A 26,305-nucleotide genomic window follows, 5' to 3' on the forward strand; every position below is an offset into this window, starting at 1 on the left:
GCCGCAGCTTTCATCGTGGCAATCTGCGCCGGACTCAGGATAGGCGCCGGGTTATCCGGCTTGGTGGTGATTTCATCGGGTAATTGCGCGGCTTGCCCGCCATAAGCCACCGCACTACCGGCACTGCCGCCGGCGTTGAGGTTAATCGCCGGGCCGGAGAGGTTGACACTGCCGCTGTCGATACTGATAAAACTGCCCCCGGCGGATAAGGTCAAACCGGAGCCCGCCTCAGCAACGATTTTGGCCCCGCTTTTCAGGGTGATGGCACTGCCGGTCTCAACCACCGTCAGGCTGCCGATTTGCTGCGCCAGCGAGCCGCCGATATCGTGGGTCTGGTCTTGGGCGATTTTCAGGCGCTGCTCACCATCAACGGTGAGATGGTCATTCATCTTGATGTGCTCGTAACGGTCGTTTTCCACCGTTAAATGACTGTCGTGACGGATCAGCGTGGTGGCGTCGTTTTCAATCAGCGCTTCGGTGTCTTTCTGGGCATGAATGGCGACTTTTTCATGCTCGGACTGGTCTTCAAAACTCAGCTCGTTAAACCCTTCGCCCTGGTGGGTCTCGGTGCGCAGCACAGTTTTGGTTTTGTGCTCGGGCAACGGGTAAGGCGGTACCTGACTGGCATTGTAAGCCCGCCCGGTCACCAGTGGCTGGTCCGGGTCGCCGTCAAGAAAATCCACAATCACTTCGTGGCCGATGCGCGGCACGGCAACCATACCGTACTGACTGCCCGCCCACTGTTGTGACACCCGCACCCAGCAAGAGCTCAGCTCATCGCCGTTGCTTTCGCGGTCCCACGGGAAATGCAGTTTCACCCGGCCATGCTCGTCACAGTAAATTTCTTCTCCGGCCGGGCCGACCACGGTCGCCACCATCGGGCCGTCCACCCGGGGTTTATTTTCCACCGGTGAGCGCCATAAGTTATCGCCGGGAATGGCGGTAAACTGGTTGGCATAGGTGGTGGCCCCGCTGCCGCCGGACTCTTCCAGTGCCTGCGGCTGACTGCCCTGATGGTCAATCCCGACAATCAGCCAGGGGCGGTTCATTGCGGTATCGAGATGGTCGCTGAGGTCAAACCGCACTCCGGCCTGAAGCATCGCCTGATTACTTTGACCGCTGGCGGTATGCGCCTCACGCCGCAGCGCATCAAGGCGGATTTGGCTGAATGCTTTGCCGGTCGCGTCATCTTTATAGCGCCCCGGCGCATCGAAGTGCTCGTAAGTGGTGAGCTGGTAATCGAGCTGGCTGCCTTCAACGCTCTGTTTAAAACTGTAGGTCGGCTTTTTAAAACTGTAGTCCTGCAACCACACCGCACTGACTTCAGACTGCTTGCGCGCCGTCATCGCAGAGACATACGGCGTGTCAGAAACGCCACCGGACAGCACGTTATACGGCACCGTGCCGCCGAGGCGGGTAAAGCCTTCGGCATTGTCGGTCACCACCAGCGTATGTTTGTCGGTGTCATGGGTGAAGGTGTACATCAGCCCTTCTTCAGCCGCCAGGCGGTGGAAGAAATCCAAATCGGTTTCGCGGTATTGCACGCAGAACTCACGCGGCGGGCTTTCCCGTTTGGTGGAAAAGGCATAGTCGGTGATGTTCATTTCCTGCAGCAGGACGGAGAGGATTTGTGGCACGCTTTTTTGCTGGAAGATACGGCTGTTATGGCGCAGCGAGAGCCGCTCGAATGACGGCACCAGCGTCAGGGAATAGAAGGTGTGGTGATGACCGGTATCACCTCGGCTGAAGTTACGGATAATGCCGTGGACCTTTTGCACCACCTTGCCGCTGCGCAGCACTTCGAGCAGTGCCGTGGTATCGACCATCTGCTCAAAGCTCAAATCACTGTTGCGACTGGCGAGTTCGAGATGATAACGATAGCCATAAACCGGTTGCCCGCCGGCGGCCACTGAAGCTGAAACAGATTCAAATCCCTGATAGTCACGCACCACCAATGACGTATCATTGACCCCATTGATCGTGAGCCTGAAACCTAACGTTGCCATGCAGAAAACCTTTGATGTTTTATGTGAGAATGTCGCTCAAAACGACCCACCCCTATCGTATTGAAACACAATGAATATGATGAGCATATTTTTAGCACTGATGATAAATTTTGAAGCAAGATCTCAATGTAAACCATATTGTTACATCACCTTCAGTGCTCCACCCTCTACACCACTGTTCCGGTAAATCGCCCTTTTCTACCATAACGGCACCGATAAACTCCCCAAACAGCCCACACGAAAGAAAACGTTCCCATTTACATTTACATCATTAAACAGACTGAATATGCGTATATTTCACCTAAAAACCCGACATCGCCAGATAAAACCGATCAACTTTATAGATAATCACCATAAATTACTAACCAAAAAATCAATAGTATGAAATAAGTCAAACTTACCAACACAAAAATAGGGAACGATCCCAAAAAGTGATCTAACCGAAAGTTTCATTCAACCGGCAAATGTAATCTCTAGATTCATCACCAAGATGAAATCAATAAAATTCAATCAATGATTGTCTCCCCGGAAAATAATAAATGTGGATTAAACCACTTATGGGGCTAAAGAATGAGTAACTTTTACGGAGTATAACGATGAAAACAAGTGGTATTTTGAAATTATCAGCAGTCGCCCTACTAACTTCTGCCGCACTCAATGTTCATGCCGGAACCAGCGTGACCAATGAAATGGGTACCTTCGCGATCCACGGTGATGTTGAGTTTAATAACGACTACCGTAACCAAGAAACAACCGGGCCCGATACCACCACTTATGACCAGAATGGCCGTCTTTTGATTGGTGTTTCCGGCACGCGGGATGTGGGTAGCAATGGCTATATCAATGCGAACGCTGAAACATTACTGCATTTGGATGGTGACATTAGTGCCGATGATGCCTGGATTGCAATCGGTGAGAAAGCCGACTGGGAAATTAAAATGGGACGCTTTGAAGCGTATGATTTATTCCCGGCGGGTCAAGATACGTTTGTGAATTACGCGCAAGATGTCTATATGACGAAGTATGCCCGCGGACGCAGTGATAATGGCCAGATTAACCTGTCCAAAACCACTGAACGTGTCTACTTCGAACTGAGTACCAACTTTATGGCCAACGATGACACGAATAAAAATGCAAGAAATAATGCTGTGTTTCTTCGTCCGGTCGTCGCTGCCACACTAACTGACTCATTAAAATTAGCCGTCGGTGCCGAGGTGAATGCAACGGCGGATGCAGAAGATGCTGCGAACGATTTTTCCGGTTATGGTGCAACCCTGAATTATACGACGGGCGACTTCAATATGAACGTGAGCTATGCGACTCGTGACTTTGATGACACCAAGAACCAGGAAGATACCACTTACGGTGTGAACGCTCAGTATCAAAACTTCTTTATTGCTTATGTCTATGGCGAAACCGATACAGGAAAAACCTCAAAAAGCACAACGGTCTATTCCTCGTATAAATTCGCCAATATTATGGATGTAGAAGACCTCGCTCTGTATGCCGGCGGCTATTACTCTGACGTAAAAGACTCAGACAATACCGATAGCGGTTTACGTCTGCGCGTCAAATATCTGTTCTAAATTTTAACGACACTGCCTGTCCGCCCTATATCTGTAGTAACCGATTCGGTTCTCAATCACAGATATGGGGCTGACTCTTTATATCTGGACCGATTCAGTCGATTGAATTGATCAGCGGCACGATCTCTTCCAATGATGCAAAGCATTGATCAGCCAGTGCAAAACGAGGATCCGGATGGAGATCGTTGACAACAAATGTCGTCATCGAAGCAGCTTTGGCTGCGATCATTCCTGTTACACTATCTTCAATCACAAGACACTTTTCAGGCGTAACTTCGAGTTTTTGCGCAGCGCTTAAATAAACGGCCGGATGCGGTTTGCCATATGCTTCATGGTCAGCGCTACAAATTTGGTTGAAATAGTCTTTTATTTCCAGACGCTGAAGCACAGCCTCGATGATTTCCGGTCCGGATGAAGTCGCCAAACCAATGCGATAACCAGCCTGTTTTAGCGCATTCAGAAGTTGATGAACGCCTGGCAGTGAACGGCCATGCTCCCTAACCTGAATGATCAGTTTCTGTATAATTTCCTGAGCCAAAATGGCAGGATCCACCTCAAGCTGACAGCGCTGACACCAAATTGAAGCGATGGCGTCCAAACGTTTTCCCATAGTGTACTGAATACATGCTTCAACAGTGATCTCGGCACCATAAGTTGCCAGCGTTTCAATCTGTGCCTGCCGCCAGAAAGGTTCTGAATCAATTAATACACCATCCATATCAAAAATAACTGCGTTATATGGCAATGCCATCTGCTATCTCTCCTCTGTATGCCGGGACTTCAAATGTAAAAAGCCAGCAAGGTGCTGGCTTAAATCGATCAATCAACGATGGGGAAAATTTAAAGAAAATGGAATGTTGCATTCAGATTGAAAGTTTTCATGTCATCATCCCCCATGACATAAGTCTGGTAGCTGGCACCAAAGGAAATGGGCCCCATCAGGAAGTATTCCGCACCGACACCGTACATCAAGTCAACACCATCATCCACTTTGGCACCATTGACCTTTTCATCCCAAGAATGCAGGCCGCCTTTGGCATAAATATGTAGTGGGCCAAAATCAATACTTGGCTTAATGGCGAAATAGGCGGTTGTCGCCTCAGTTTTATTGATTGGGGAGACATCAATTTCTTCAAATTTTGTAAAACCCGCTTCCAAACCGATCAATGGCAGGAGACCAGTCCCGACGTGAATATTGTAGGCTGTACCATGTTCACCTTTAAAGTCAGATTGTCCAACGGAAGCCCCGCCATAAATCCATGAATCTGCAAAGGCAGATGTTGATGCACCCAAAAGTGCCAATCCAATTAATGTTTTTTTCATGATGAACCTTCTCTACTTTTTCATCGGTGATCATACTAACTATACAGTGATCATACTAAAGCGGCATGAAATTGCCTACGCTCGCCAAAAAACTAACAGAACTATCTGTAATAGATAGTCACATGCAAAAATCGAACCCAAACTAACACTCGTTGATTGCATTCATGATTCGCTTATCCGATACGGGGTAAGGCGTTCCAAGTTGCTGAGCAAAGAAGCTCACCCTTAACTCTTCAATCATCCAGCGGATGGCTTTGACATTCTCGGGAATCGGGGTTCCTTTCGGAATTTTGTTCAATAACTCCCGATAATCTTGCGTCACCGATTCTATTTTCAGCATATGGAGTCGATCTTTGTTTGGATCGATTGGTAATTTCTCTAGTCTACGCTCGATAGCCTTCATATACCTTAGGATATCCGGTAGCTTTTTCCAACCACATTCCGTGGCAAAGCCTTTGAAGATCAAGCCTTCAATCTGTGCTTTGATATCAGAAAGTGCAAATGCCATCGTAAAATCAACTTTTCCTTTCAGTTTTTTGTTGATTTGATACGCCGTGGTCAGAATTTCCTCCACTTGCTTGGCGATATCAACCACGGTATCACCCAATTCAGCACGGACATACTCTTTCAACGTTTCAAATGCCTCAGCTTGCCAGACCAGTCCGTCTTGCTCATCAATCAGTTTATCGATCCCACAGGCAATACAATCATCAATCAGATCCAACACTTTGCCATAAGGATTGAAATAGAGTCCGAGTTTCGATTTGTTCGGTAAATTGGTGTGCAAATATTTCACCGGTGAAGGAACATTGAGCAAAATTAAGCGTCGTTCCCCTGCTCGCATTGCGCGTTGTTGCTCCTGCTCGGTCTCAAATAGCTGAATCGCAACGCTATCTTTTTCATCAACCAGTGCCGGATAGGCCCGGACATCAAAGCCACCCTTTTTCTGCTGATAGACCTGAGGTAGCTCACCGAAACTCCAGGTATGCAGGCCTTTCTGTTCGATATCGTCATCAGCGACCTGAGACAGGGTTTCTTTCACTTTGTCTTTCAGGCTCTCTTTTAACGCGAATAAGTCTTTATTTTCCCGCAGCTTTTTATGACGGTGATCGACCGCCCGGAATGTGATTCGCAGGTGATCCGGGATCTGTTCAACCTGCCAGTCTTCCCGCAGTATGGTTACCCCGGTCATCCGCTTCAGCTCTTTTTCCAGTGCATCCAACAGTGGCAGTTCCTGCGCTGTCGTCCGGGCCAAAAAGGCATCGGCGTAGTTCGGTGCCGGCACAAAATTTTTACGCAATGTTTTCGGCAACGATTTGATCAAACTGACGACTAATTCATGACGCAGCCCGGGGATCTGCCATTCGAAGCCCGTCGGCTCAATTTGGTTTAGTACGGGCAGTGGAATATGAACCGTGACACCGTCACTATCATCACCCGGTTCAAATTGATAGCTGAGCTTCAGCTTGATGCCATTCTGATGCCAGAAATTCGGATAATCGAGTTCAGTCACATGGCTGGCATCCCCTTTGAGCAACATCTCTTTTTCAAAATGGAGGTATTCAGGATTCTCCCGGCTGGCCTTTTTCCACCAAGTATCAAAGTGACGGCCGGAGACCACCTCAGTACCGACGCGCTGATCATAAAACTGAAACAAGGACTCATCATCGATCAGAATATCCCGGCGTCTCGATTTATGCTCCAGCTCTTCAACTTCTTGTAACAGCTTGCGGTTTTGTTTGAAGAACGCGTGTTTGGTTTCCCACTCTCCTTCAACCAAAGCGCTGCGGATAAAGATTTCCCGGCTCAGAACCGCATCAATTGCGCCATAGTTCACCAGTCGTTTGGCGACAATCGGCACACCAAATAATGTAACTTTCTCATAAGCCATCACCGCGGCACGCTTTTTCGACCAATGCGGCTCACTGTAGCTGCGTTTGATCAAGTGTTGTGCCAGCGGTTCAATCCACTCCGGCTGAATTTTTGCGACCACTCTGGCCCAGAGTTTTGAGGTTTCCACCAGCTCGGCTGACATCACCCATTTCGGTTGCTTCTTAAATAAGCCGGAAGCCGGGAAAATATGAAACCGCGCATTTCTCGCGCCGTGGTATTCTTTCTCTTCCTGATCTTTGATCCCGATATGCGACAGTAAACCCACCAGAATCGAGGTGTGAACCCCCTGATAACTGCCGGGCTCTTCATTCAGCTTCAGCCCCAGGTCATGCATACTCTGATGCAACTGAAAATAGACATCCTGCCATTCGCGAATACGCAGATAGTTCAGATAGTCGCTTTTACACTGACGTCTGAACTGGTTCCCGGTCAACGTCTTCTGCTGCTGCTTGATGTAATCCCATAGATTCACCAACGTCAGGAAATCAGAGTCTTCATGGTAAAAACGACGGTGTTTCTCATCAGCGGACTGCTGTTTGTCCGCCGGGCGCTCACGGGGATCCTGAATCGACAAGGCTGCCGCGATAATCATGACCTCTTTGAGACAACCCCATTGCGGGGCTTCAAGCACCATCCGGGCCAAACGTGGATCAATCGGTAGACGCGAGAGTTTTTGCCCAATTTCGGTCAACCGTTTTTTGCGTTCCTGTGATTGGGCCTGAATAGCGCCTAACTCTTCAAGAAGACGGACACCATCTTGAATATTGCGCTTATCCGGGGCTTCAACAAAGGGAAATGCCTCGATATCACCAAGCCCCAAAGCTGTCATCTGCAAAATCACCGATGCCAGATTGGTTCTGAGAATTTCCGGATCGGTAAACTCCGGACGCGATTGAAAATCGTCTTCGGAATAAAGTCGGATACAGATCCCGGCTTCAACCCGGCCACAACGTCCTTTCCGCTGATTGGCACTGGCCTGAGAAATCGGCTCAATCGGTAACCGCTGCACTTTGGTGCGATAACTATAACGACTGATGCGGGCGGTTCCCGGATCAATCACGTATTTAATTCCGGGAACGGTTAAAGACGTTTCAGCGACGTTGGTTGCCAAAACAATTCTGCGGCCACTGTGGGGCTGAAAGATCCGATTCTGCTCACCGGCAGAAAGACGCGCATACAAAGGCACAATTTCGGTATGTTTAAGATTGCGCTTGCTCAAGGCATCGGCTGTATCCCTGATCTCGCGTTCCCCATTCATAAAAATCAGAATGTCTCCCGGCCCCTCATCGCTCAGCTCATCGACTGCGTCAAAAATCCCCTCAAGCTGGTCACGATCACTGTCATCTTCCCCGGCTAAGGGGCGATAGCGGGTATCAACCGGATAGGTTCTGCCGGAAACTTCAATGATCGGCGCTCCGTCAAAGTGCTGGGAGAAACGTTCAGGGTCGATCGTTGCAGACGTGATAATCACTTTCAGATCAGGACGTTTCGGCAACAGCTGTTTCAGATAGCCGAGAATGAAATCAATATTCAGACTACGCTCATGGGCTTCATCGATAATGATCGTATCGTACTGATTGAGGAATCGATCATGCTGAATTTCAGCCAGCAGTATCCCGTCCGTCATCAACTTAATCTGAGTCTGCTCGGAGATCTGATCATTAAAACGTACTTTATAACCAACAAAATCGCCGAGTGAGGTTTTGGTTTCTTCAGCAATTCGAGCGGCAACAGAGCGTGCTGCTAAGCGACGCGGTTGGGTATGACCAATGACCCCATAAGTACCGCGCCCCAGTTCAGCACAGATCTTCGGCAATTGCGTGGTTTTCCCTGAACCGGTTTCTCCCGCCACAATCACAACCTGATTTTTTTCAATCGCTTGGGCAATATCATCCCGTTTCTGACTCACCGGCAGTATTTCCGGGTAGTCTAATACCGCAGAAGTTTGCTGTCTGAGCTCAGCTGCCATCATCGATTTGGCAATATCCTGAGCAATTTCATCAAAAACTGCCTGTTTGGCACTGGGATTGTTAATTCTATTGGCACCCTGAATCCGTTTATTCAGGCGGAACCGATCTCTGAGCATACATTCGTTCAATGCATGACGCAGCGTTTCCGAAGTATTGGGCTGTGCCTGAGGGAGCTGGGTATGTGGCTGTGACGACGTCAAAGCGAATCCTATTGTATACTTGATTAAAACTGGCCGGATTGTATCACTGTCAGGCCATGACACCAAAAACTCCTTGGTTTTCATCATCAGTCTGACTATACAGTTCTCAATCCAATCTGGTGCAGGTTCACCGTTTTTGATGTATATTTCGTTTGATGTCAGACATGCAGGATGAGACCATAGACAACGTGAAAGCTTCTGAATTCATTCATATACTTAATGCCCTGCCCAATGATCCGGAAATCGTGACCGGAGAAACGTGGCTTCCGGAGCGATTGTTGCAAGTCACATATCTCGATGATTTGCTATTTTGTCAGTTTGATAATGCACCGGAAGAGAATGAAGGTGAAGAAGAAGGCAGAGGTTTTGTCGATCATGAACTGTCACTGCTTAAAAGTCATATCATGCAGATCTTTTTGGAAAAAGCCCCGTTGGAACATAAACGGGATGCGATTCTGGCTTTGATTCTTTATGCGCATGAACACTCGTCATCCGATGTTGTCGAAATGCTTGAGCAACTCAGCCTACAAGAAAACAGTTTACAAGAACATGATCAAGACATTTAACCTCACCACATCAGCAAAGTGCCTTGTCAGCGCTCCAACTGCCCGGTCTCAATCAACTGCGCAAAGAAGTCGTTCATCGTCACTGCCAGCGGTCGGTATTTGAGACCCAGTTCCCCGATACTTTTGGTATTGTTGCCCTTCCAAGCATATCCGACATTCTGTGCAATACTTTTCCGAGTCATCGTCGGGTTGAGCATCGGTCCAAACAACCAAACCAGAAACTTCGGCAGTACCCGTTTGGGCAGCGGATAATGCTTGCCATATTTGGGCAACAGTTGACGCGCCATTTCAAGTAATGTCGTGTTATAACCAGAGATAATATATCGTCCCCGGGCATGAGTGGTATAGGCAGCAGATAAATGGGCTTCAGCGACATCCCTGACATCAACGACCCCGACACCCCAGTCCGGCACGCCGGCTTTCATGGAGCCATCGCCCATCTGACGGATGATGTGAAAACTTTCAGATGTCATATACAGGTTAACAGCAGGCCCCATCACCAGTGAAGGATTGATGACGACCAACGTCCACTGTTGTTGGGTCTCTGCAATACGCCACGCCTCTTTTTCAGCTTCAGTTTTAGAATATGAGTATGGATTATGCTCCGGAGAGCTGGAGTGATTCCAGACTTCTTCAGTCACCATACCGTACTCTAAGTCTGACAAATCAGCATTATCGCCATAGATAGCAGCACAACTGCTGGTCAGTACAACACGCTCTACTGACGGTGTTAATGTTGCCTGATTGAGTACATTACGGGTACCTTGAACAGCAGGTATAATCAACTCACTTTGCGGATCGCTGACCTGAAGCCGAAATGGTGACGCGGTGTGAAAGACCACACGACACCCTTGCATAGCCTCGGAATATGACCCGTCATCAAGTAGATTCGCCTGAAAATAGCGGATCGTTCCCGGTGCTGTACGAGCGATTCGGTTAAGATATTTGAGTTTATCCTGATCCATTAAATCACGAACCGTCGCGTGTACCGTCACACCTGATTCCAGTAAGCGTTTTATCAGCCAACCGGCCAGATACCCTGTTGCGCCGGTCACAAGTACCGGCCATTTCCGGTTAATGCTATACATGATTTAATCAATCTCATCTAAACAGGATGCAGAGATCGCAATCCCACGCCAATAAACACGAAATGCCTCTCGAAATATCATTTCAGTCTCATCGCGGGTGTATTTTTTCCGGTTTGCGTACACCACCAATGAATGCAGGTAACTTTGTGCCGTGATACAAGTCAGCTCAGGAGAAATAGGATCTAATGTACCGCAGGCCTGAGCGTCTTTTAGTTTTTCGAGCATCGGCTCCCATAACTCTTCTGCATCTTGACGCGCGCTTTCACCCAATAACTGAGATGAGTTCAGGACATCCAGTGCCCGATATTCCGTCAAATGATCATAGGACCAGTGCGCAAAAGTAATCCATTGGGTAAAACAGACATCGAGAACCGAAGCAGAGAAATCCACATGGCTCAATATCACGTCAGCCATATTTCTTCTAATAAAGAGATAAACATCATCGATCAGCATCTGCTTGGTTTCAAAATGATTAAATAGCGTACCATTGGAGACACCGGCTTCTTTCGCAATGGCAGCGGTCGTGACGCCTACCCCATCCTGAGCGAACAAACGAATCGCGGCTTCAATAATCTGCAGTTTCTTTGTGTTCATCAACAACGTGTTCACCAAAAACAATAATTAGAGTGACTAGTCACTCTAAAGTAATACATAAACACATCATCAGTCAATCATTTATTGATTGAGAATCATTTTCATTTTAATTAATAAAACCAGTCTGACATAAAGGCTCATACTGTGAGCATTGAAAAATGAACCGGCTCGCACTCCGGTGGTCAAAAAAACAAAAGAGGCATCAATGCAGTCTTTCAAGATGGGTGATCCACCAGTCGGATTCCATTGTATAACCTTTTCCCAATGCACTTGGGTATAAAACAATCAATATCGAATCGATCACGTTTATTTTCTGATGATCCTATGATATTTCTTACGGCTGATAATCAAGCGCTTCTGTGAGGAAAATATGTTTAATACCATTACATCGCTTTTTAAGGAACTACTTGAGGGTCAGGATCTCGGTCATCATGAAGACAGTCCGCAACTGGCAATTGCATGTCTGCTGACTGAGGTGTCAGGTGCTGATCACGACATATCTCAGCCAGAAAAAAATGCGCAAACTCAACTGCTTATCAAACTGTGTCAACTGACTCAACCCGAAGCAGACAATCTGTTAAAGCAGGCTGCACTGCAAGTCAAAGATTCAGCTTCGCTCTATGATTTTACATCTCAACTGAGAACTTTATCTCAAGAAAGACGTTTTGAACTGATCCGTGCCATGTGGGAAGTCGCCAATGCCGATCATTATATCGACCCGTTTGAAGATGCGGTAATTCGTAAGACCGCAGAGCTTTTATATGTCGATCACAGTGAATTTATCCGGGCAAAACTGATCGTGACCGATCATAAATCTTAACGGCTCATCCCTCTTCGCGGTATCTTCCGGGATTTCTCGTCACGATAAACGCAACATATTTATATCCATTTATTTCCAGAGAGAGGTCGGACAATCCTGAACGACTTCTTCTGTTCAATTTCTACACGTCCGCTATAATGTGTGCCCTTTGATAACCGGATGATGTTAAAACAGTCTCAAGTCATCCGGAACCACTGTAAGACAACGATTTGAGCCGCTTGGCCGAATCGCTGTTTGATAAGCGGTGACCATTGATAACATACGATTAGGTAGCAAAATAAAGCAATGACAGTCCATACTTATACGCCAAATCAAACCACGACTCTGGATACAGCGCAAAAAACACTGACACAGCAAGAATCAATCAATCATGCAGCGGCAGGCAACAGAATCGGATTTGTCTCTCTGGGGTGCCCGAAAAACCTTGTCGATTCGGAGCGAATTCTGACGCAATTACGCACCGAAGGGTACGATATCGTCAGCCAGTATCAGAATGCCGATTTGGTCATCGTCAACACTTGTGGTTTTATCGACAGTGCCGTTCAGGAGTCTCTGGATGCGATCGGAGAAGCGCTGAATGAAAACGGCAAAGTCATTGTCACCGGATGTCTCGGGGCGCGAGAAGATGAAATCCGAGAAGTTCATCCCAATGTATTAGGCATTACCGGACCACATGCTTACGAAAATGTCCTTGAGCATGTTCATCAGTTTGTGCCGCGTCCGGCACACAATCCATATACCAGTCTCGTCCCGGATCATGGCGTCAAACTGACCCCGAAACACTACGCGTATCTGAAAATCTCAGAAGGCTGTAATCATCGTTGTACGTTCTGCATTATCCCTTCCATGCGCGGTCAGTTAGTGAGCCGCCCGGTTGGCGAAATCATCGGAGAAGCAGAACGACTGAAAAACGCGGGCGTCAAAGAACTACTTGTGATCAGTCAGGATACCAGTGCTTATGGCGTGGATACCAAACACAGCCTTGGTTTCTCAAACGGCACACCAGTGAGACAAAACCTCAAAGCGCTCAGTGAACACCTGAGTCAGTTAGAAATTTGGGTCCGACTCCATTACGTTTATCCTTATCCCCATGTGGATGACATTATTCCATTGATGGCAGAAGGCAAGATCCTGCCCTATCTCGACATCCCCTTTCAACATGCCAGCCCGCGTGTTTTGAAAATGATGAAACGGCCGGGACAAGCAGAACGGACACTGGAACGCATTAAACAGTGGCGTGAAATCTGCCCTCAATTAGTCATTCGTTCCACCTTTATCGTCGGTTTCCCCGGAGAAACGGAAGAAGATTTTCAAATCTTACTTGATTGGCTGCAGGAAGCGCAGCTCGATCGAGTCGGTTGCTTTAAATACTCTCCGGTTGAAGGCGCAACCGCCAATGAACTGGCCGAACAAGTTCCGGAATCGATCAAGCAAGAGCGCTACGAGCGTTTTATGGCGTTGCAGCAAGCAATCAGTACCGCGAAACTACAACGTCGTGTCGGCACTCAAATGCAAGTGCTGATCGATGACGTCGATCAGGAAGGTGCGATAGGCCGTACTTACGCTGACGCACCTGAAATTGACGGCGTGGTTTACCTCAATGGTGAAACGGGGGTAAAAGCGGGAGATTTGGTTAATGTCATCATTGAACATGCAGACGAATATGATCTGTGGGGCAGCCTGATCGCTGACTAGCACGCGCCTCTTTTCTCCCTCAGCATCATCATGATCTCCCGATGATGCTGATTTCTTTTACAAAAGCAGCAACTAAAGCTATGCTGCTTCTTCTTTTTTTCTTTTTCTGATAAAAGAAGGATTCCTGAAGATGTGGATTCTTGTGACCCTCTTTGCTGCGGCTTGCCAGTCCATTCGTACTGCTTATCAAAAAACACTCTCCCAAGAGCAGGGCTTTTTACACGCAACCATGGCACGCTCGTTGTATGGTTTACCCATTGTGAGTGTCTATCTGCTGATTTGTTGGCATTTTATCGGACAAATTACGTTCCCTTCCATCGGACAATTTCTCGGTTATGCTTCTGTCTGTGCCATTGCACAGGTGCTCGCCACTTATTTGATGCTCCGGGTTTTTCAATCCGGCAGTTTTGCGTTAGGCACACTTCTGGCAAAAACAGAAGCGGTTCTGGCAGCGCTGATCGGCATTCCGTTATTACACAATTCGCTGAACCTGATTGCTTGGAGCGGTATCGCACTGGGCGTCACCGGGACGTTAGTGATGAGTATACGACTGAGTAATTTACGTCATGCACATAAAGATATGTCACTACTTGCCGGGTTAGGTAGCGGATTATGCTTTGCCGTCACATCAGTGACAGCGTCACTTGCGAGTCATTCATTACAAGGCTCGATTATTACCAGCGCCGGAATCACCATCTGGTACGTACTTGCACTGCAATCGGTGCTCTTATGTAGCCTGCAAATCTATCGCAGCCGTGATCTCTTCTCGCCTGTGAAGCAGTCTTTCCTGCTCAGCAGCAAAGTCGGTATTCTTAGTTCATTGGGCTCAATCGGTTGGTTCACCGGATTTGCACTGATTAATCCGGCACTGGTCAAAACGCTGGGACAAGTAGAGATTCTTGGCACGCTCTACTTTTCCAAACGGCGCTTTCATGAACGGATGACCTTACAACAATGGCTCGGTGGCAGTATGATCATCGGGAGTGTCGTCTTGGTCGCGGTTGCAACGCTGTGAAATGGTGAGTCTCTGCGTGCCACGAACGACCAGTGCTATAACATCGTCAATGCCAGTTTAGCGAGGTTATAGGCGTCAACATACCCGGAATGCTGACGTCCTTCCCATGGAATCCCAGCCGCTTCCTGAGCCGTCCGGTGTCCGCTCCGGCGTTCTTTCATGCGGTGCTGAATCCGGTACAAAGTTGCCAAATTAATAAACTCATGGATCGGTGACTCGATGCCTTTCTGCTCGCACTCTCGTTGCAAAATCAAATCATCCCTGCCCCATGCCATGTAGACTTTATTGGTTGAACCAAAGTTTTTGATTATCGACTGAACCACCTGCGCCAATGGCCGACCTTGCTTTTCCAATTTGCGCGGGGTGATGCCCGTCAGTTCAGCGCAAAATAAAGACACTTCATCCTGTTCCGGCTGAACATAATACTGGGCTCTTTTCACAATTTTACCTTCATCCAGTGCGATTTCAGCCAAACCGATTTCAATAATTTCTCCGGTTGTTCCGACACCGTTTTCATTCCAACAACACATTTCCAGATCGAAGCAGACTACCCGATTGCAGTTCATAACCTATATACCCAGTCTTTCGCTCAAACCCGTGATCATAATGAAATAATCTCAAAAAGCGAATCACGGATACACCCCCCAGAACAGGATGAACAAATATTCAGCGAACAAGCGCATGATGATAGTAAATCCAGTGCCTGATACATGGCTTTATGGCCTTTTGTGTTAATATTCGCACCACTATTTCAATGTAGCAGAGAATTGCATATGACCTTCGATCTAAACACTATGCCGACAAGTTTCGACATGCTTCATGCCATTCTGGCCCTGTGTGCCATCGTTTTATTCATTTTAGTGATCAGCCGTCGGGCCAAAGTCATCGAAAAAATTGTTGAGAAACCAGTCGAAACCGTCGTTGAAAAACCGGTTGAAAAGATTGTCGAAGTGGAAAAAGTCGTTGAAGTCGAAAAAGTGGTTGAGAAAGTCGTCGAATCCAAACTGGCAACAGCATCAACGGATGCTGCATTACAAATACTGGCTCTGTTTCAGAAAGAAGCCAGACTGATCGATTTTCTCAATGAAGAGATTATTCACTATTCCGACGAAGAAGTGGGAGCCGCTGCACGTGTCATTCACAGTGGCGGTAAAAAAGTACTGGATGACTATCTCCGTCTCCAACCCATTCGTCATGAAGCAGAAGAAAGCCACATCACGATTGAAGCGGATTTCAACCCACAAGCCATTCGTCTGACGGGCCATGTTACCGGTCATGCACCTTATCAGGGACTGTTGGTTCACAAAGGCTGGCAAGTCACAGAAATCAGCCTCCCGCAAATCGCACCAGACTATGATACATCGATTATTGCACCGGCAGAGGTGGAACTGTAATGGAACAACATGCGCGTTATTGTGTCGGTATCGATCTCGGAACCACTCACAGTGTGTTGTCTTATGTGGATATGCACGCTGAAACCCCGCAGGTCACGGTATTATCTATTCCGCAAATGACCGCACCGGGTACGGTGGAATCATTGCCTCAGTTAGGCTCATTTGTTTATCAGCCCCATGAGCATGAAATGTCTCCCAGCGCCCGGATTCTCCCTTGGAGTGATGAGCCACAAGCACTGGTCGGAGCAATCGCCCGTCAGTTGGGTAGTAAAACCCCGATTCGTCTCATCGCCAGTGCCAAATCCTGGCTGTGTCATGGTGGCGTCAACCGCCGTGATGCTTTCTTACCGGCAGGTAGTCCGGATGATGTCAGTAAGCTGTCGCCACTACAGGCCAGCGAACTGTATCTGGCGCACTTACAAAACGCCTGGAACCACCAGTTCCCCCAGTATCCTTTGGCGGAACAAGATGTCACCATTACAATCCCGGCCTCATTTGACCCGGCCGCCCGCGACTTCACGGCAGAAGCCGCTAAAAATATCGGCCTCAGCCGCCGGACACTATTAGAAGAACCTCAGGCCGCACTTTATAGCTGGATTGATGCCAATGGTGACTCATGGCGTGAGCGTGTCAATGTCGGTGATGTGGTACTGGTGGTTGATATCGGGGGCGGAACAACCGACTTATCCCTAGTCGAAATCAAAGAGAGTGACGGCCATCTGGTTCTGGAACGGGTTGCTGTCGGTGAACATATTCTGCTGGGCGGTGACAATATGGATCTCGCCCTCGCCTATCGCCTGAAAATGAAATTGGCACAGAATGGTCAAGAGCTGCAATCATGGCAGATTCAGGCGATCACTCACGCTTGTCGTGATGCTAAAGAAGCACTGCTCAACGATGCACAACTGGATGCATTCCCGATTGTTGTACCAAGCAGAAGTTCGAAACTTTTCGGTGCGACGTTGAAAACCGAACTGACGCAACAAGAAGTCCGCCAGACGCTGGTAGATGGCTTCTTCCCTCAAGTCGGAATTAGCGAGCTGCCCCAACAAAGAGCCCGTGGCGCTCTGACTCAGATGGGTCTGCCCTATGCGCAAGATGCCGGGATTACTCGTCATATCGCCGCATTCTTAACCAAACAAGCAGGCGATTCTTCTGAAGCTGACCCCGTGATGCCGTTTGGCGGAATTCCCGGTCTGGAAACGTCCGCATCTCCTACATTCATTCAACCCAGCGCGATTTTACTCAACGGCGGTGTCCTCAAATCGACATTACTTACGGAACGACTGCTGGCAACCATCAATCGCTGGCTGACCGATGCGGGGGCTGAGTCAGCCCGCACACTGACCGGCATTAATCTTGATCTGGCCGTGTCTCAGGGAGCGGCCTATTACGGTGCGGTACGTCAGGGAAGCGGCGTCAGAATTCGCGGCGGATTAGCCAGTGCGTATTATGTCGGAATTGAAAGTGCCATGCCGGCAATTCCGGGGATGGCTCCCCCACTGGAAGCAATATGTGTCGCCCCTTTCGGGATGGAAGAAGGCGCCAGTGTCACCATCAGTCAACGGGAGTTTGGTTTGGTGATTGGTCAACCGGTTCACTTCCAATTTTTCGGTTCAACGGTTCGGCGGGATGACTCAGCCGGTACCCATCTGGATGCCTGGTCTGCAGATGAACTACAACAACTACCGGAGATTCAGGTGACATTACCCGTGACCGAAGGCCGCAAACATGGTCAGATTGTGCCGGTGACTCTTGCAGCTCATGTCACAGAAGTAGGCACCCTGTATCTCGAAGCGATTGCCACAGATAATGGCCAGAAATGGCATGTCGAGTTTGATGTACGTGAAGGATAACTATGGCGGCACAACATTATTTAGTCGGCATCGATTTAGGCACAACCAATACGGTTGTTGCCTACTGTGAGAACGGTAAGAATCTCTCCGAATGTCCGATCCGACTGTTCGAAATCGATCAACTGATCGGCCCCGGTGAAGTTGCCCGCAAGCCGACATTGCCTTCATTTCGTTTTCATCCGGCACAAGGACAACTCTGCCCGACGGATCTTTCCCTCCCTTGGGTGCATCAGCCAGTCGCTGGTGATTTCACCCCTGTCATTATTGGCGAATGGGCCAGAGAGCTCGGAGCTCAAGTCGAGGGACGGCAGGTCGTCAGTGCCAAAAGCTGGTTGTCGCATCCTGCGGTTGATCGCTACGAAGCGATTTTACCTTGGGCCGGTACGCAGGATGTCGAAAAAGTTTCACCGCTGACCGCCAGCGCCAGTTACCTCAATCATATCCGTCAGGCATGGAATTATCATCATCCGGCCCACCCGCTCGAACAGCAAGACATTGTGGTCACCGTGCCGGCTTCATTTGATGAAAGCGCCCGTAAGCTCACACTGGAAGCTGCGGCATTGGCCGGGATGTCTCATGTTAAACTCCTTGAGGAGCCACAGGCCGTTTGTTATGACTGGTATACCCGCTATCAGTCGCAAGCAACAACACAACTCAAAGATGTGTCCGCGATTCTGATTTGTGATGTCGGTGGCGGCACGACGGATCTCAGCCTGATCGCTGCAACATTGGTACAGGATGAGCTGAAATTGGATCGGGTCGGTGTCGGAGAGCACTTGATGCTCGGCGGGGATAATATCGACCTCGCGTTGGCCCATCTCGCTGAACAACAGTTTGCTCGGCAACATCAGGAACAGCCGCAAAAGCTGAGTGCTGCCCGCCTGAGCAAACTCATTCAGCAGACCCGAAAAACCAAAGAAAGCTTACTTGCGGCTCAGTCCCCCGAATCAGCCAAAATTACCCTGTTGGGCAGTGGTTCAAAACTGTTGGGGGGCACCAAAAGTATTACCCTCGATAAAACGCAGATCCGGCAGATGGCGCTGGACGGGTTCTTCCCGCATACCGCTGTCGATACCCTGCCCGCTCAAAGAAAAGGTGCAGTGCTTGAGTTCGGTTTACCCTATGCTGCGGATCCTGCGATTACCAAACATATTGCAGCATTTTTGGCGCAACACCCACATTTAACTCAAACAACGGAGCACCCTTCAGCGCCACTTGGCCTGCTGCTCAACGGTGGGGTTTTCAACAGTGATCTGATTCAGCAGCGACTGATACAAATTTTGTCGGACTGGACCGGACAACCGATCATTCACCTCGACAACCCTCATCCCGATCTGGCTGTCGCACTCGGTTCTGTCGGATACCTCAAAGCCTGCCGGGGGTCACAACTGAAAATCGGTGGTGGTGCCGCACGGTCTTATTTTTTGCATCTGGAACAGCGTAAGCAGCAGTCGTCTCAGGCGCTCTGCCTGTTAGCCAAAGGCACCGAGGAAGGCCACGAGATCCGCCTGTCGAGCCGCCGTTTTTCGCTCACCCTCGGCGAGCCGGTCCGTTTTAATCTGCTGACCACACGACACGACAGCCTCGATGGCTGTTCCCCCATTCAAAACGGACAACTGGTCGATATTGAAGCCGAGTATTTTTCATCATTGCCGCCCTATATTACGTCACTGGAACGGATTTCTGATCAATCGCTGGCAGCCAATCAAAAAGACCGTGTTGAAGTCTTTCTCTCCACGCAGCTCACGCCAGTCGGCACTTTGAAACTCGAATGTGTTCAGGTTGATGATGAGCAACACCGCTGGCAGTTGGAATTTGAAGTCCGCCATCAGCCACACCATCAAGACGCTACATCGACTGAAACGCCGGGGCTTGCTCAAGCCTGTGAGTTGATTACCGGCTTATACAGTGGCAATAAAAACAGTGAAATCCAAGCCGATCCGCGAACACTGAACAAATCACTGGCACGGCTGCTCGGCGAAAAAGATCACTGGGATATCACCACCAACCGCCAGTTATTTGATCGACTGGCTCAGGGCAAAAAAAGACGGCGACGCTCCGAAGCCCATGAACAAAACTGGCTGCGGTTTGCCGGTTTCACCATGCGTCCGGGATTCGGTGATCCGGTGGATAGTTGGCGTATTGAACAAATTTGGCCGCTCTATCAACATGGGATTCAATTTCAGACCCATCAAACCTGGAGTGATTGGTGGACATTCTGGCGTCGGGTTTGCGGTGGACTCAATCAGGAACAACAAGAAACCATTTTGGCCGATATCGCCAAATACCTCCACCCTGGTGCGCATAACAGCAGTAAACAGCTCAAAGCCGTACAGGAAAAGGGTTATGAGGCGATGGTTCGTCTGGCGGCCTCACTGGAACATCTGGAAACGGAAGATAAGGTACTGTTAGCGAACTGGTTCAGTAAACGAGCTTTGCATCAGCCCCAAGATGCACAAGCGCATTGGTGGGCAGTCGGTCGTCTGGCGGCAAGAGTACTGCTCTATGGCAGCCAGCATAAAGTGATTCCGAAAGCACAACTCAGTCACTGGTTAGCGGAATTACTGCAACAGGACTGGAAAAAAGAACCAATGATCGGTTTCGCTGCGATGATGATGTGCCGGAAAACCGGAGATCGTCAGGTGGATATTGCTGATGACCTCCGTGCAGCGGTTACCGATAAGCTCAAACAGAGTAAAGCACCGCAAAGCTGGCTTGCACTCATCGATGAAATATCTCAAGTCTCCGAAAGTGATTCAAAACGGATCTTCGGTGACGCGCTGCCGAGTGGCCTACGCTTACTGCACTAGTTCAGAGCTAATCGTTGATTCCGTCGGTTGTCAGTAAAATTGAAGGAAAAAAGGTGTGAATGGTTCAGCCGACGGGAAAATCCGGGCGAAAAACTTTGCCCGAATTCGAACCATCAGGTCAGGATTCAATCCTGAAAGGTGCGTTAACCGGGGGAATTCGCGGACAACTCACTCGATAGCAGAGCTTCGATGACAACACATCACTCCGGTCATGAGTGCGTTTGCGTGGCTCGCTTGTCTAAATAGGCTTGCTGGAGTGAGTCCCGGTTGTTCAGGTATTCATCCAGTCCTGCTTGTCTTAAGTGACAGGAAGGACATTCACCGCAACCGTTACCAATCACACCGTTATAGCATGTGAGCGTCTGGTTTCTGACTAATGTCAATGCGCCATAATGATCGGCCATTGCCCATGTTTCCGCTTTATTCAGCCACATCAGAGGAGTGACAATTTTCATTTCTCGATCCATGCCTTGAACCAGAGCTCGGTTCATGGTTTGGATGAATTCGTTACGGCAATCCGGATAACCTGAGAAGTCCGTTTCACACACACCGGTAATCACCGATTCGGCACCAATCTGATACGCATAAATACCCGCCAGTGTCAGGAATAAGATGTTTCGACCGGGCACAAATGAATTCGGTAATCCATTGTCCTGTAACTCATGAGAGACCGGAATGTCGTCCCGTGTCAGCGAACTGATCGCTAATTCATTCAACAAGCCGACATCCATCACTTTATGGGCTTTCACGCCCAATTGAACCGCTAATTGACGTGCGGTCTCAATCTCAAGCCGGTGACGCTGTCCGTAATCAAAAGTAATCGCATGAACTTCATCATAAGTTTGCAGCGCTTCAACAAGGCAAGTGGTCGAATCTTGTCCGCCACTAAAGACAACAACAGCTTTTTTCATAACAATTCCTCAGGCAATACGCAGATATTTATGAGTCTGAATCGATAAACGCCAATTGCGTTCGATACACACCTCAATACATAACTCAGTCGCTCGTGGTTTCTGACTAATCGGTTGTAAAGCAATGATTGTATCATCGGCAACCGGTGTCTGGCGCAGTAAATGTTCGAGCTGCTCAATATCTTTACGTGTGCCGACGGGGTGCTTAATTTCATTGGCCCGTAGTAGTGCACTTTCCAGTACGGGTAAGCGACCTTTCATGACTATTTTTGGTGACACTGTCACCCATGTTTGGGTCGAAGTTCGGATGTCAGCTGTGCCACTGGTTTCGATCTGACAATGACAGCCAATGGCTTCAAACGCTTCGGTTAACAACGTCAAATCATAGAGGCACGGTTCTCCGCCAGTAATCACAATATGTTTCGCGGTATAACCTTGCTGGTGATAGCAATCAATAATTGCTTCTGCGCTCATCTGGCACCAAAGCGGACTATCCTGAGTTTTAACGATGATGTCATCAACAGAACGCTGGTCCTGCGGCTCGGTAAACCAAGTTTGCTTGGTGTCACACCAAGCACATCCCACCGGGCATCCTTGTAAGCGAACAAAAACAGCAGGGACACCTGTAAAGACACCCTCCCCCTGGATAGTTTGAAAGATTTCATTGACTCTATAAATACTCAAAATGAATCCTAATTCAGCAGTCATATTATGCGAGTCGCAGACCTTAATAGAAGCTTGTCGGAAGGTCAAATTAAACCCATACAGTATTAACATGAAAATCAATTCGATTCTCTATAATTGCGATATAATTCAAAAAGATAATCTTCTGCACCGCTTCTCCAGTCAAATATCTGCTCCCCCATTTGGTCGCCCGAACAGAGGATTTCGAGCCCACCAGGGATAGACATTTGATACCGATGATCCGAGATAATGACATCTGAGGTTATGCTTGTATTTGTGCTGAAACTCCCTCATATTGGTGCGTCTTGATATGGGTACGTCTTGGCATTCATTCTATCGATAGAATCCCGTACCACTTGTTATTTTTAGTCCCACATTTTCTGAAGTTACCGGTGATAAATCATGTATAAACTGATTGGACTCGACATGGATGGCACACTGCTAAACAGTCAAAAACAAATTTCAGCCCGCACTCAAGCTGCCATACAGGCGGCAAAAGACAAGGGTGTCCAAATTGTTTTGTCCTCTGGCCGACCAATTGAAGGACTTCGCGCGTATCTCGATCTATTAGGGTTGAATCGCGAACACGATTACGTCGTTCATTACAACGGATCTTTTGTCGAAAATGTGCTGACGGGTGAAATCATTCGCCAACAAGTTGTCAGCGCTGCCGATGTCAAAACCATTGGCCGAACCGCTCGGGCGCTCAACGTCAATACCCATGCTTTCAGCCAGAGACTGGGGCTGATTACACCAAAGAGCACTGAATACACCCGTCTGGAAGCGCAAATCAATGGTATCGAGATTCATGAAATCGATTTTGAGACACTGGATGATGATCATCCCATGATTAAAGCGATGATCGTTGATGAACCGGAAAAACTTGCTCAGGCTTATCGGAACTTACCTGCGGCGGTCGTCGAACAATTTACGATTGTCCAAAGCGCCCCCTATTTTCTTGAATTTTTGAACCCGCAAAGTAATAAAGGATTAGGAATTCAGGCCGTGGCCGAACGTCTGGGGATTCCGGCAGAGCTTGTGATGTGTATCGGTGATGCAGAAAATGATCATCACATGCTCGAATATGCAGGTTTAGGCATTGCGATGGAGAATGCCATGCCACAAACCAAAGCGATTGCAGACTACATTACCGCCAGCAACGATGAAGACGGCGTGGCACGGGCTATTGAAAAATTTGTGCTGGCATAAACGACCAGCTGCCGCAACTGTGTACAAATAAGAATCTTTCTTGATTGAAAGCGCCGGAGATGCTTCATTTCCGGCGCTTTTTAGCGCTTTCCCTTTAACGTATTCCCTTCCTCAGACAATGGATGTGATGGCCGAATCCGAGTTTCTGATAGAGTTTAATAGCAGGCTGATTAAAATCCCACACTTCAACAAAGACTTGTTGCACCCCATAGTCTTCAAATTCTTGTTCTATCCGCTGTAACAGCTGACTGCCGATTCCCTGTCCGCGATAGGACGGAAATACATAAAATTCGTCAATACTGCCCATCAATACCGGCTGGCTGACGGAAGAGATTAAATCGGCGAAATGCCCGGAAACAAAGCCAATACAGTGATGATCGCAGAGAGCAACAAACACTAATCCTTCAGGGGATTCTAAATAATCAGCAATTCGCTTCTCTTCCATCACCGCTTGTGCCGACTTGAAGTGTTGCGGGCAAGCCAAGTGATGCTCATTGTGTAACTCATACATCATCTGTTCAAGAACGGGGAGATCCGACGATTTCGCCAACCGAAGATTAACCATAGCAGCCTCAGGCAAGAGATAGGAGTATGGCTAGTTTATACCCGACGTTCCCCAAGGTAAAAACATAACGCGCCGCAAACCAATGACAAGACAAACGACCGGGGGAGTGCTCCCCCAGCACTGTCCCCCGTCGTCAGCCATATCCGGCACTTTCACCCAGTCTTATGATCTATATCGTGATGCAACGCCTGTTCAAGCTCGGATAAGCTCAGCGGATCATCAATGGTTGAAGGAACCGTATAACTCTCTCCATCAGCGATCTGCCGAATCACGCGGCGCAGAATTTTGCCCGAACGTGTTTTAGGTAACCGTTCAACCACAACGGCGTGGTGAAAACAGGCAATCGCCCCGATTTGGTCACGCACTTGTCCGACTAATTCAAGTTCTAACTGGTGAGTGTCCACTTTCATGCCGTTTTTCAACACCACCAACCCTAATGGAAGCTGCCCTTTCAGCGCATCATGCACACCAACCACGGCACACTCTGCCACGGCTGGGTGTGCCCCGACGACCTCTTCCATTTCTCCGGTCGATAATCGATGTCCGGCGACATTGATTACATCATCGATCCGCCCCATGATGAACAGATAACCTTGTTCATCGGTATATCCTCCGTCACCGGATACATAGTAACCGGGAAACTGACTCAGATACCCCGACTCAAACCGGTCATGGTTACGCCAAATGGTCGGCAAACAGCCGGGCGGCAGCGGCCGTTTCAGTGCCACATAGCCTTGTTGACCACACTGCTGAGGCTCTCCTTGCTCATTGAGTATTTCGACGACATAGCCCGGTGTTGCTTTGGTTGATGAACCCGGTTTGATCGGCATCGTTTCAATCCCTAGCGGGTTACCGGCAATCGCCCAGCCGGTTTCCGTCTGCCACCAGTGATCAATCACCGGCTTATCGGTATGGGACTGAACCCATTCCAAAGTCGGCGGATCCAGCCGTTCTCCGGCCATAAAGATCGCTTGCAATGATTGGAGTGAGTCACGTTGAATGTATGCCCCGTGAGGATCTTCTTTTTTAATCGCTCTGAACGCAGTCGGTGCCGAAAAAAGTACATCGACTTGGTATTGTTTACAAACTCGCCAAAAAGCCCCCGGATCCGGTGTCCGCACGGGTTTGCCTTCATAAAGTACCGTGGCACAACCATGAATCAGCGGACCGTAGACAATATAGGAGTGACCCACAACCCAACCGACATCAGAAGCGGCCCAGAATACACCGTCTTGCGGCATATTATAGATAGCTGACATCGAATACTTCATTGCCACGGCATGGCCACCGTTATCCCGGACCACGCCTTTCGGTTTCCCCGTCGTCCCCGAAGTATAGAGGATATATAATGGATCGGTTGCCCGTACCGGCACACACTCGTGAGGTGTCGCAGCTTCAAACAGAGGCTGCCAGTCTTGATCTCTTGCTTGATTGAGCTCAGCGATATGAGCCGGACGTTGGACGACAATGACGTGTTCCGGTTTCCAGCGACTATCCATAATCGCCTTATCAACCAATGGTTTATACGGAATCACTTTATTGACCTCGATCCCGCATGAGGCCGTGATCAGCACTTTCGGTTCGGCATCTTCGATTCTGACAGCCAACTCATTCGGGGCAAAACCGCCGAACACAACCGAGTGAATCGCTCCCAAGCGGGCACAAGCCAGCATTGCCATGACCGCCTCGGGAATCATCGGCATATACAGCACCACCCGATCACCTTTTGTGACCCCTTGAGCGGCCAACATGCCTGCGACACGCGCTACATCATCCCGTAACGCCTGATAATTCCACTGCTTTTGAATCCCCGTCGCCGGAGAATCATAAATCAGCGCCGTCCGTTCACCCCGACCTTGTTGGCAGTGATAATCCAATGCCATCCATGCGGTGTTCATCACTCCATCGGAGAACCAGCGCTCGATCTGATGTTCATCGACACTTAGAATGGTTTGCGGTTTCTGAAACCAATCCAGTTTATCTGCCTGTCCGCCCCAGAAGATATCCGGGTAATCTCTGGCAAATTGATACTCTTGTTCATATGTAAGCATCATTTCCCCCATTGACAGTGGCCGGTATCAGTCCGATACCAGCGACCTTGGGAAGTTAATTTCACACCC

General features: G+C 48.7%; 20 protein-coding genes. 9 read left to right on the forward strand and 11 right to left on the reverse strand.

The annotated features are described in order from the left end of the window. Positions 1 to 2,006: type VI secretion system Vgr family protein (locus VRK_RS07705; protein WP_059120828.1), on the reverse strand; the 2,006-nt coding region annotated here is incomplete at its 3' end. A 596-nt stretch (positions 2,007 to 2,602) separates the two neighbouring features. Between VRK_RS07705 and VRK_RS07710 the strand changes: the two genes are divergently transcribed. Beyond that, the gene (locus tag VRK_RS07710) at positions 2,603 to 3,592 is read left to right on the forward strand and encodes a carbohydrate porin (protein ID WP_059120829.1); all 990 of its coding nucleotides are present in this window, start codon (positions 2,603 to 2,605) and stop codon (positions 3,590 to 3,592) included. Between the two features lie 94 nt (positions 3,593 to 3,686). Here the strand turns inward: VRK_RS07710 and hxpB are convergent, their stop codons facing one another. From hxpB to hrpA, 3 genes are all read right to left on the reverse strand, one after another. Further along, on the reverse strand, positions 3,687 to 4,343 hold the full coding sequence (hxpB, locus tag VRK_RS07715; RefSeq protein ID WP_059120830.1) for a hexitol phosphatase HxpB: 657 nt from the start codon (positions 4,341 to 4,343) through the stop codon (positions 3,687 to 3,689). Positions 4,344 to 4,432: 89 nt separating this feature from the next. Further along, on the reverse strand, positions 4,433 to 4,915 hold the full coding sequence (locus tag VRK_RS07720) for an outer membrane beta-barrel protein (RefSeq protein ID WP_059120831.1): 483 nt from the start codon (positions 4,913 to 4,915) through the stop codon (positions 4,433 to 4,435). 142 nt (positions 4,916 to 5,057) lie between these two features. Next, the gene (hrpA, locus tag VRK_RS07725) at positions 5,058 to 8,978 is read right to left on the reverse strand and encodes an ATP-dependent RNA helicase HrpA (protein WP_059122703.1); all 3,921 of its coding nucleotides are present in this window, start codon (positions 8,976 to 8,978) and stop codon (positions 5,058 to 5,060) included. Positions 8,979 to 9,166: 188 nt separating this feature from the next. Here hrpA and VRK_RS07730 point away from each other — a divergent pair, with 188 nt between their 5' ends. Continuing rightward, the gene (locus VRK_RS07730) at positions 9,167 to 9,544 is read left to right on the forward strand and encodes a VC1380 family protein (RefSeq protein WP_059122704.1); all 378 of its coding nucleotides are present in this window, start codon (positions 9,167 to 9,169) and stop codon (positions 9,542 to 9,544) included. A 26-nt stretch (positions 9,545 to 9,570) separates the two neighbouring features. On the opposite strand, the gene VRK_RS07735 is transcribed toward VRK_RS07730, so the two are convergent. Next, a complete protein-coding gene (locus VRK_RS07735; protein ID WP_059120832.1) occupies positions 9,571 to 10,632 on the reverse strand; it encodes an NAD-dependent epimerase/dehydratase family protein in 1,062 nt (353 codons plus the stop codon). Between the two features lie 3 nt (positions 10,633 to 10,635). Next, complete coding sequence (locus tag VRK_RS07740) at positions 10,636 to 11,226, reverse strand: TetR/AcrR family transcriptional regulator (protein WP_059120833.1); 591 nt, start codon at positions 11,224 to 11,226, stop codon at positions 10,636 to 10,638. 370 nt (positions 11,227 to 11,596) lie between these two features. Between VRK_RS07740 and VRK_RS07750 the strand changes: the two genes are divergently transcribed. From VRK_RS07750 to VRK_RS07760, 3 genes are all read left to right on the forward strand, one after another. Then, complete coding sequence (locus VRK_RS07750) at positions 11,597 to 12,046, forward strand: tellurite resistance TerB family protein (RefSeq protein ID WP_059120835.1); 450 nt, start codon at positions 11,597 to 11,599, stop codon at positions 12,044 to 12,046. Between the two features lie 285 nt (positions 12,047 to 12,331). Continuing rightward, a complete protein-coding gene (gene rimO / locus VRK_RS07755; RefSeq protein WP_059120836.1) occupies positions 12,332 to 13,741 on the forward strand; it encodes a 30S ribosomal protein S12 methylthiotransferase RimO in 1,410 nt (469 codons plus the stop codon). Positions 13,742 to 13,871: 130 nt separating this feature from the next. After that, positions 13,872 to 14,756, forward strand: a complete 885-nt coding sequence (locus tag VRK_RS07760; RefSeq protein WP_059120837.1) for an EamA family transporter — start codon at positions 13,872 to 13,874, stop codon at positions 14,754 to 14,756. A 35-nt stretch (positions 14,757 to 14,791) separates the two neighbouring features. Here VRK_RS07760 and VRK_RS07765 read toward each other — a convergent pair whose 3' ends face one another. Continuing rightward, entirely contained in the window at positions 14,792 to 15,322 is a 531-nt protein-coding gene (locus VRK_RS07765) for a 3'-5' exonuclease (protein ID WP_059120838.1), read from the reverse strand. A 207-nt stretch (positions 15,323 to 15,529) separates the two neighbouring features. Here VRK_RS07765 and VRK_RS07770 point away from each other — a divergent pair, with 207 nt between their 5' ends. The 3 genes from VRK_RS07770 to VRK_RS07780 are packed head-to-tail and all read left to right on the forward strand — an operon-like array spanning position 15,530 to position 20,816. Continuing rightward, a complete protein-coding gene (locus VRK_RS07770; protein ID WP_059120839.1) occupies positions 15,530 to 16,150 on the forward strand; it encodes a DUF2760 domain-containing protein in 621 nt (206 codons plus the stop codon). Then, positions 16,150 to 18,006 carry an Hsp70 family protein gene (locus tag VRK_RS07775; RefSeq protein WP_059120840.1) on the forward strand — a complete coding sequence of 619 codons (1,857 nt, stop codon included), beginning with the start codon at positions 16,150 to 16,152 and terminating at the stop codon, positions 18,004 to 18,006. The genes VRK_RS07770 and VRK_RS07775 overlap by 1 nt, the downstream gene beginning before the upstream one ends. A 2-nt stretch (positions 18,007 to 18,008) precedes the next feature. Further along, entirely contained in the window at positions 18,009 to 20,816 is a 2,808-nt protein-coding gene (locus tag VRK_RS07780; protein WP_059120841.1) for an Hsp70 family protein, read from the forward strand. Between the two features lie 209 nt (positions 20,817 to 21,025). Here VRK_RS07780 and queC read toward each other — a convergent pair whose 3' ends face one another. Then, positions 21,026 to 21,727, reverse strand: coding sequence for a 7-cyano-7-deazaguanine synthase QueC (gene queC, locus VRK_RS07785; protein ID WP_059120842.1), 702 nt, complete (start codon positions 21,725 to 21,727; stop codon positions 21,026 to 21,028). Between the two features lie 9 nt (positions 21,728 to 21,736). Beyond that, positions 21,737 to 22,435: a 7-carboxy-7-deazaguanine synthase QueE gene (gene queE / locus VRK_RS07790; protein ID WP_059122705.1), complete on the reverse strand. Its 699-nt coding sequence runs from the start codon at positions 22,433 to 22,435 to the stop codon at positions 21,737 to 21,739. A gap of 378 nt (positions 22,436 to 22,813) precedes the next feature. Here queE and yidA point away from each other — a divergent pair, with 378 nt between their 5' ends. Beyond that, positions 22,814 to 23,620, forward strand: a complete 807-nt coding sequence (gene yidA / locus VRK_RS07795) for a sugar-phosphatase (RefSeq protein ID WP_059120843.1) — start codon at positions 22,814 to 22,816, stop codon at positions 23,618 to 23,620. A 94-nt stretch (positions 23,621 to 23,714) separates the two neighbouring features. Here the strand turns inward: yidA and VRK_RS07800 are convergent, their stop codons facing one another. Continuing rightward, on the reverse strand, positions 23,715 to 24,185 hold the full coding sequence (locus tag VRK_RS07800) for a GNAT family N-acetyltransferase (protein WP_059120844.1): 471 nt from the start codon (positions 24,183 to 24,185) through the stop codon (positions 23,715 to 23,717). 152 nt (positions 24,186 to 24,337) lie between these two features. Further along, the gene (locus VRK_RS07805; protein ID WP_059122706.1) at positions 24,338 to 26,236 is read right to left on the reverse strand and encodes a propionyl-CoA synthetase; all 1,899 of its coding nucleotides are present in this window, start codon (positions 26,234 to 26,236) and stop codon (positions 24,338 to 24,340) included. Between the last annotated feature and the right edge of the window lie 69 nt (positions 26,237 to 26,305).

Origin of the sequence: Vibrio sp. MEBiC08052 (assembly GCF_001506075.1) — a bacterium.
Taxonomy (GTDB): Bacteria; Pseudomonadota; Gammaproteobacteria; order Enterobacterales; family Vibrionaceae; genus Vibrio.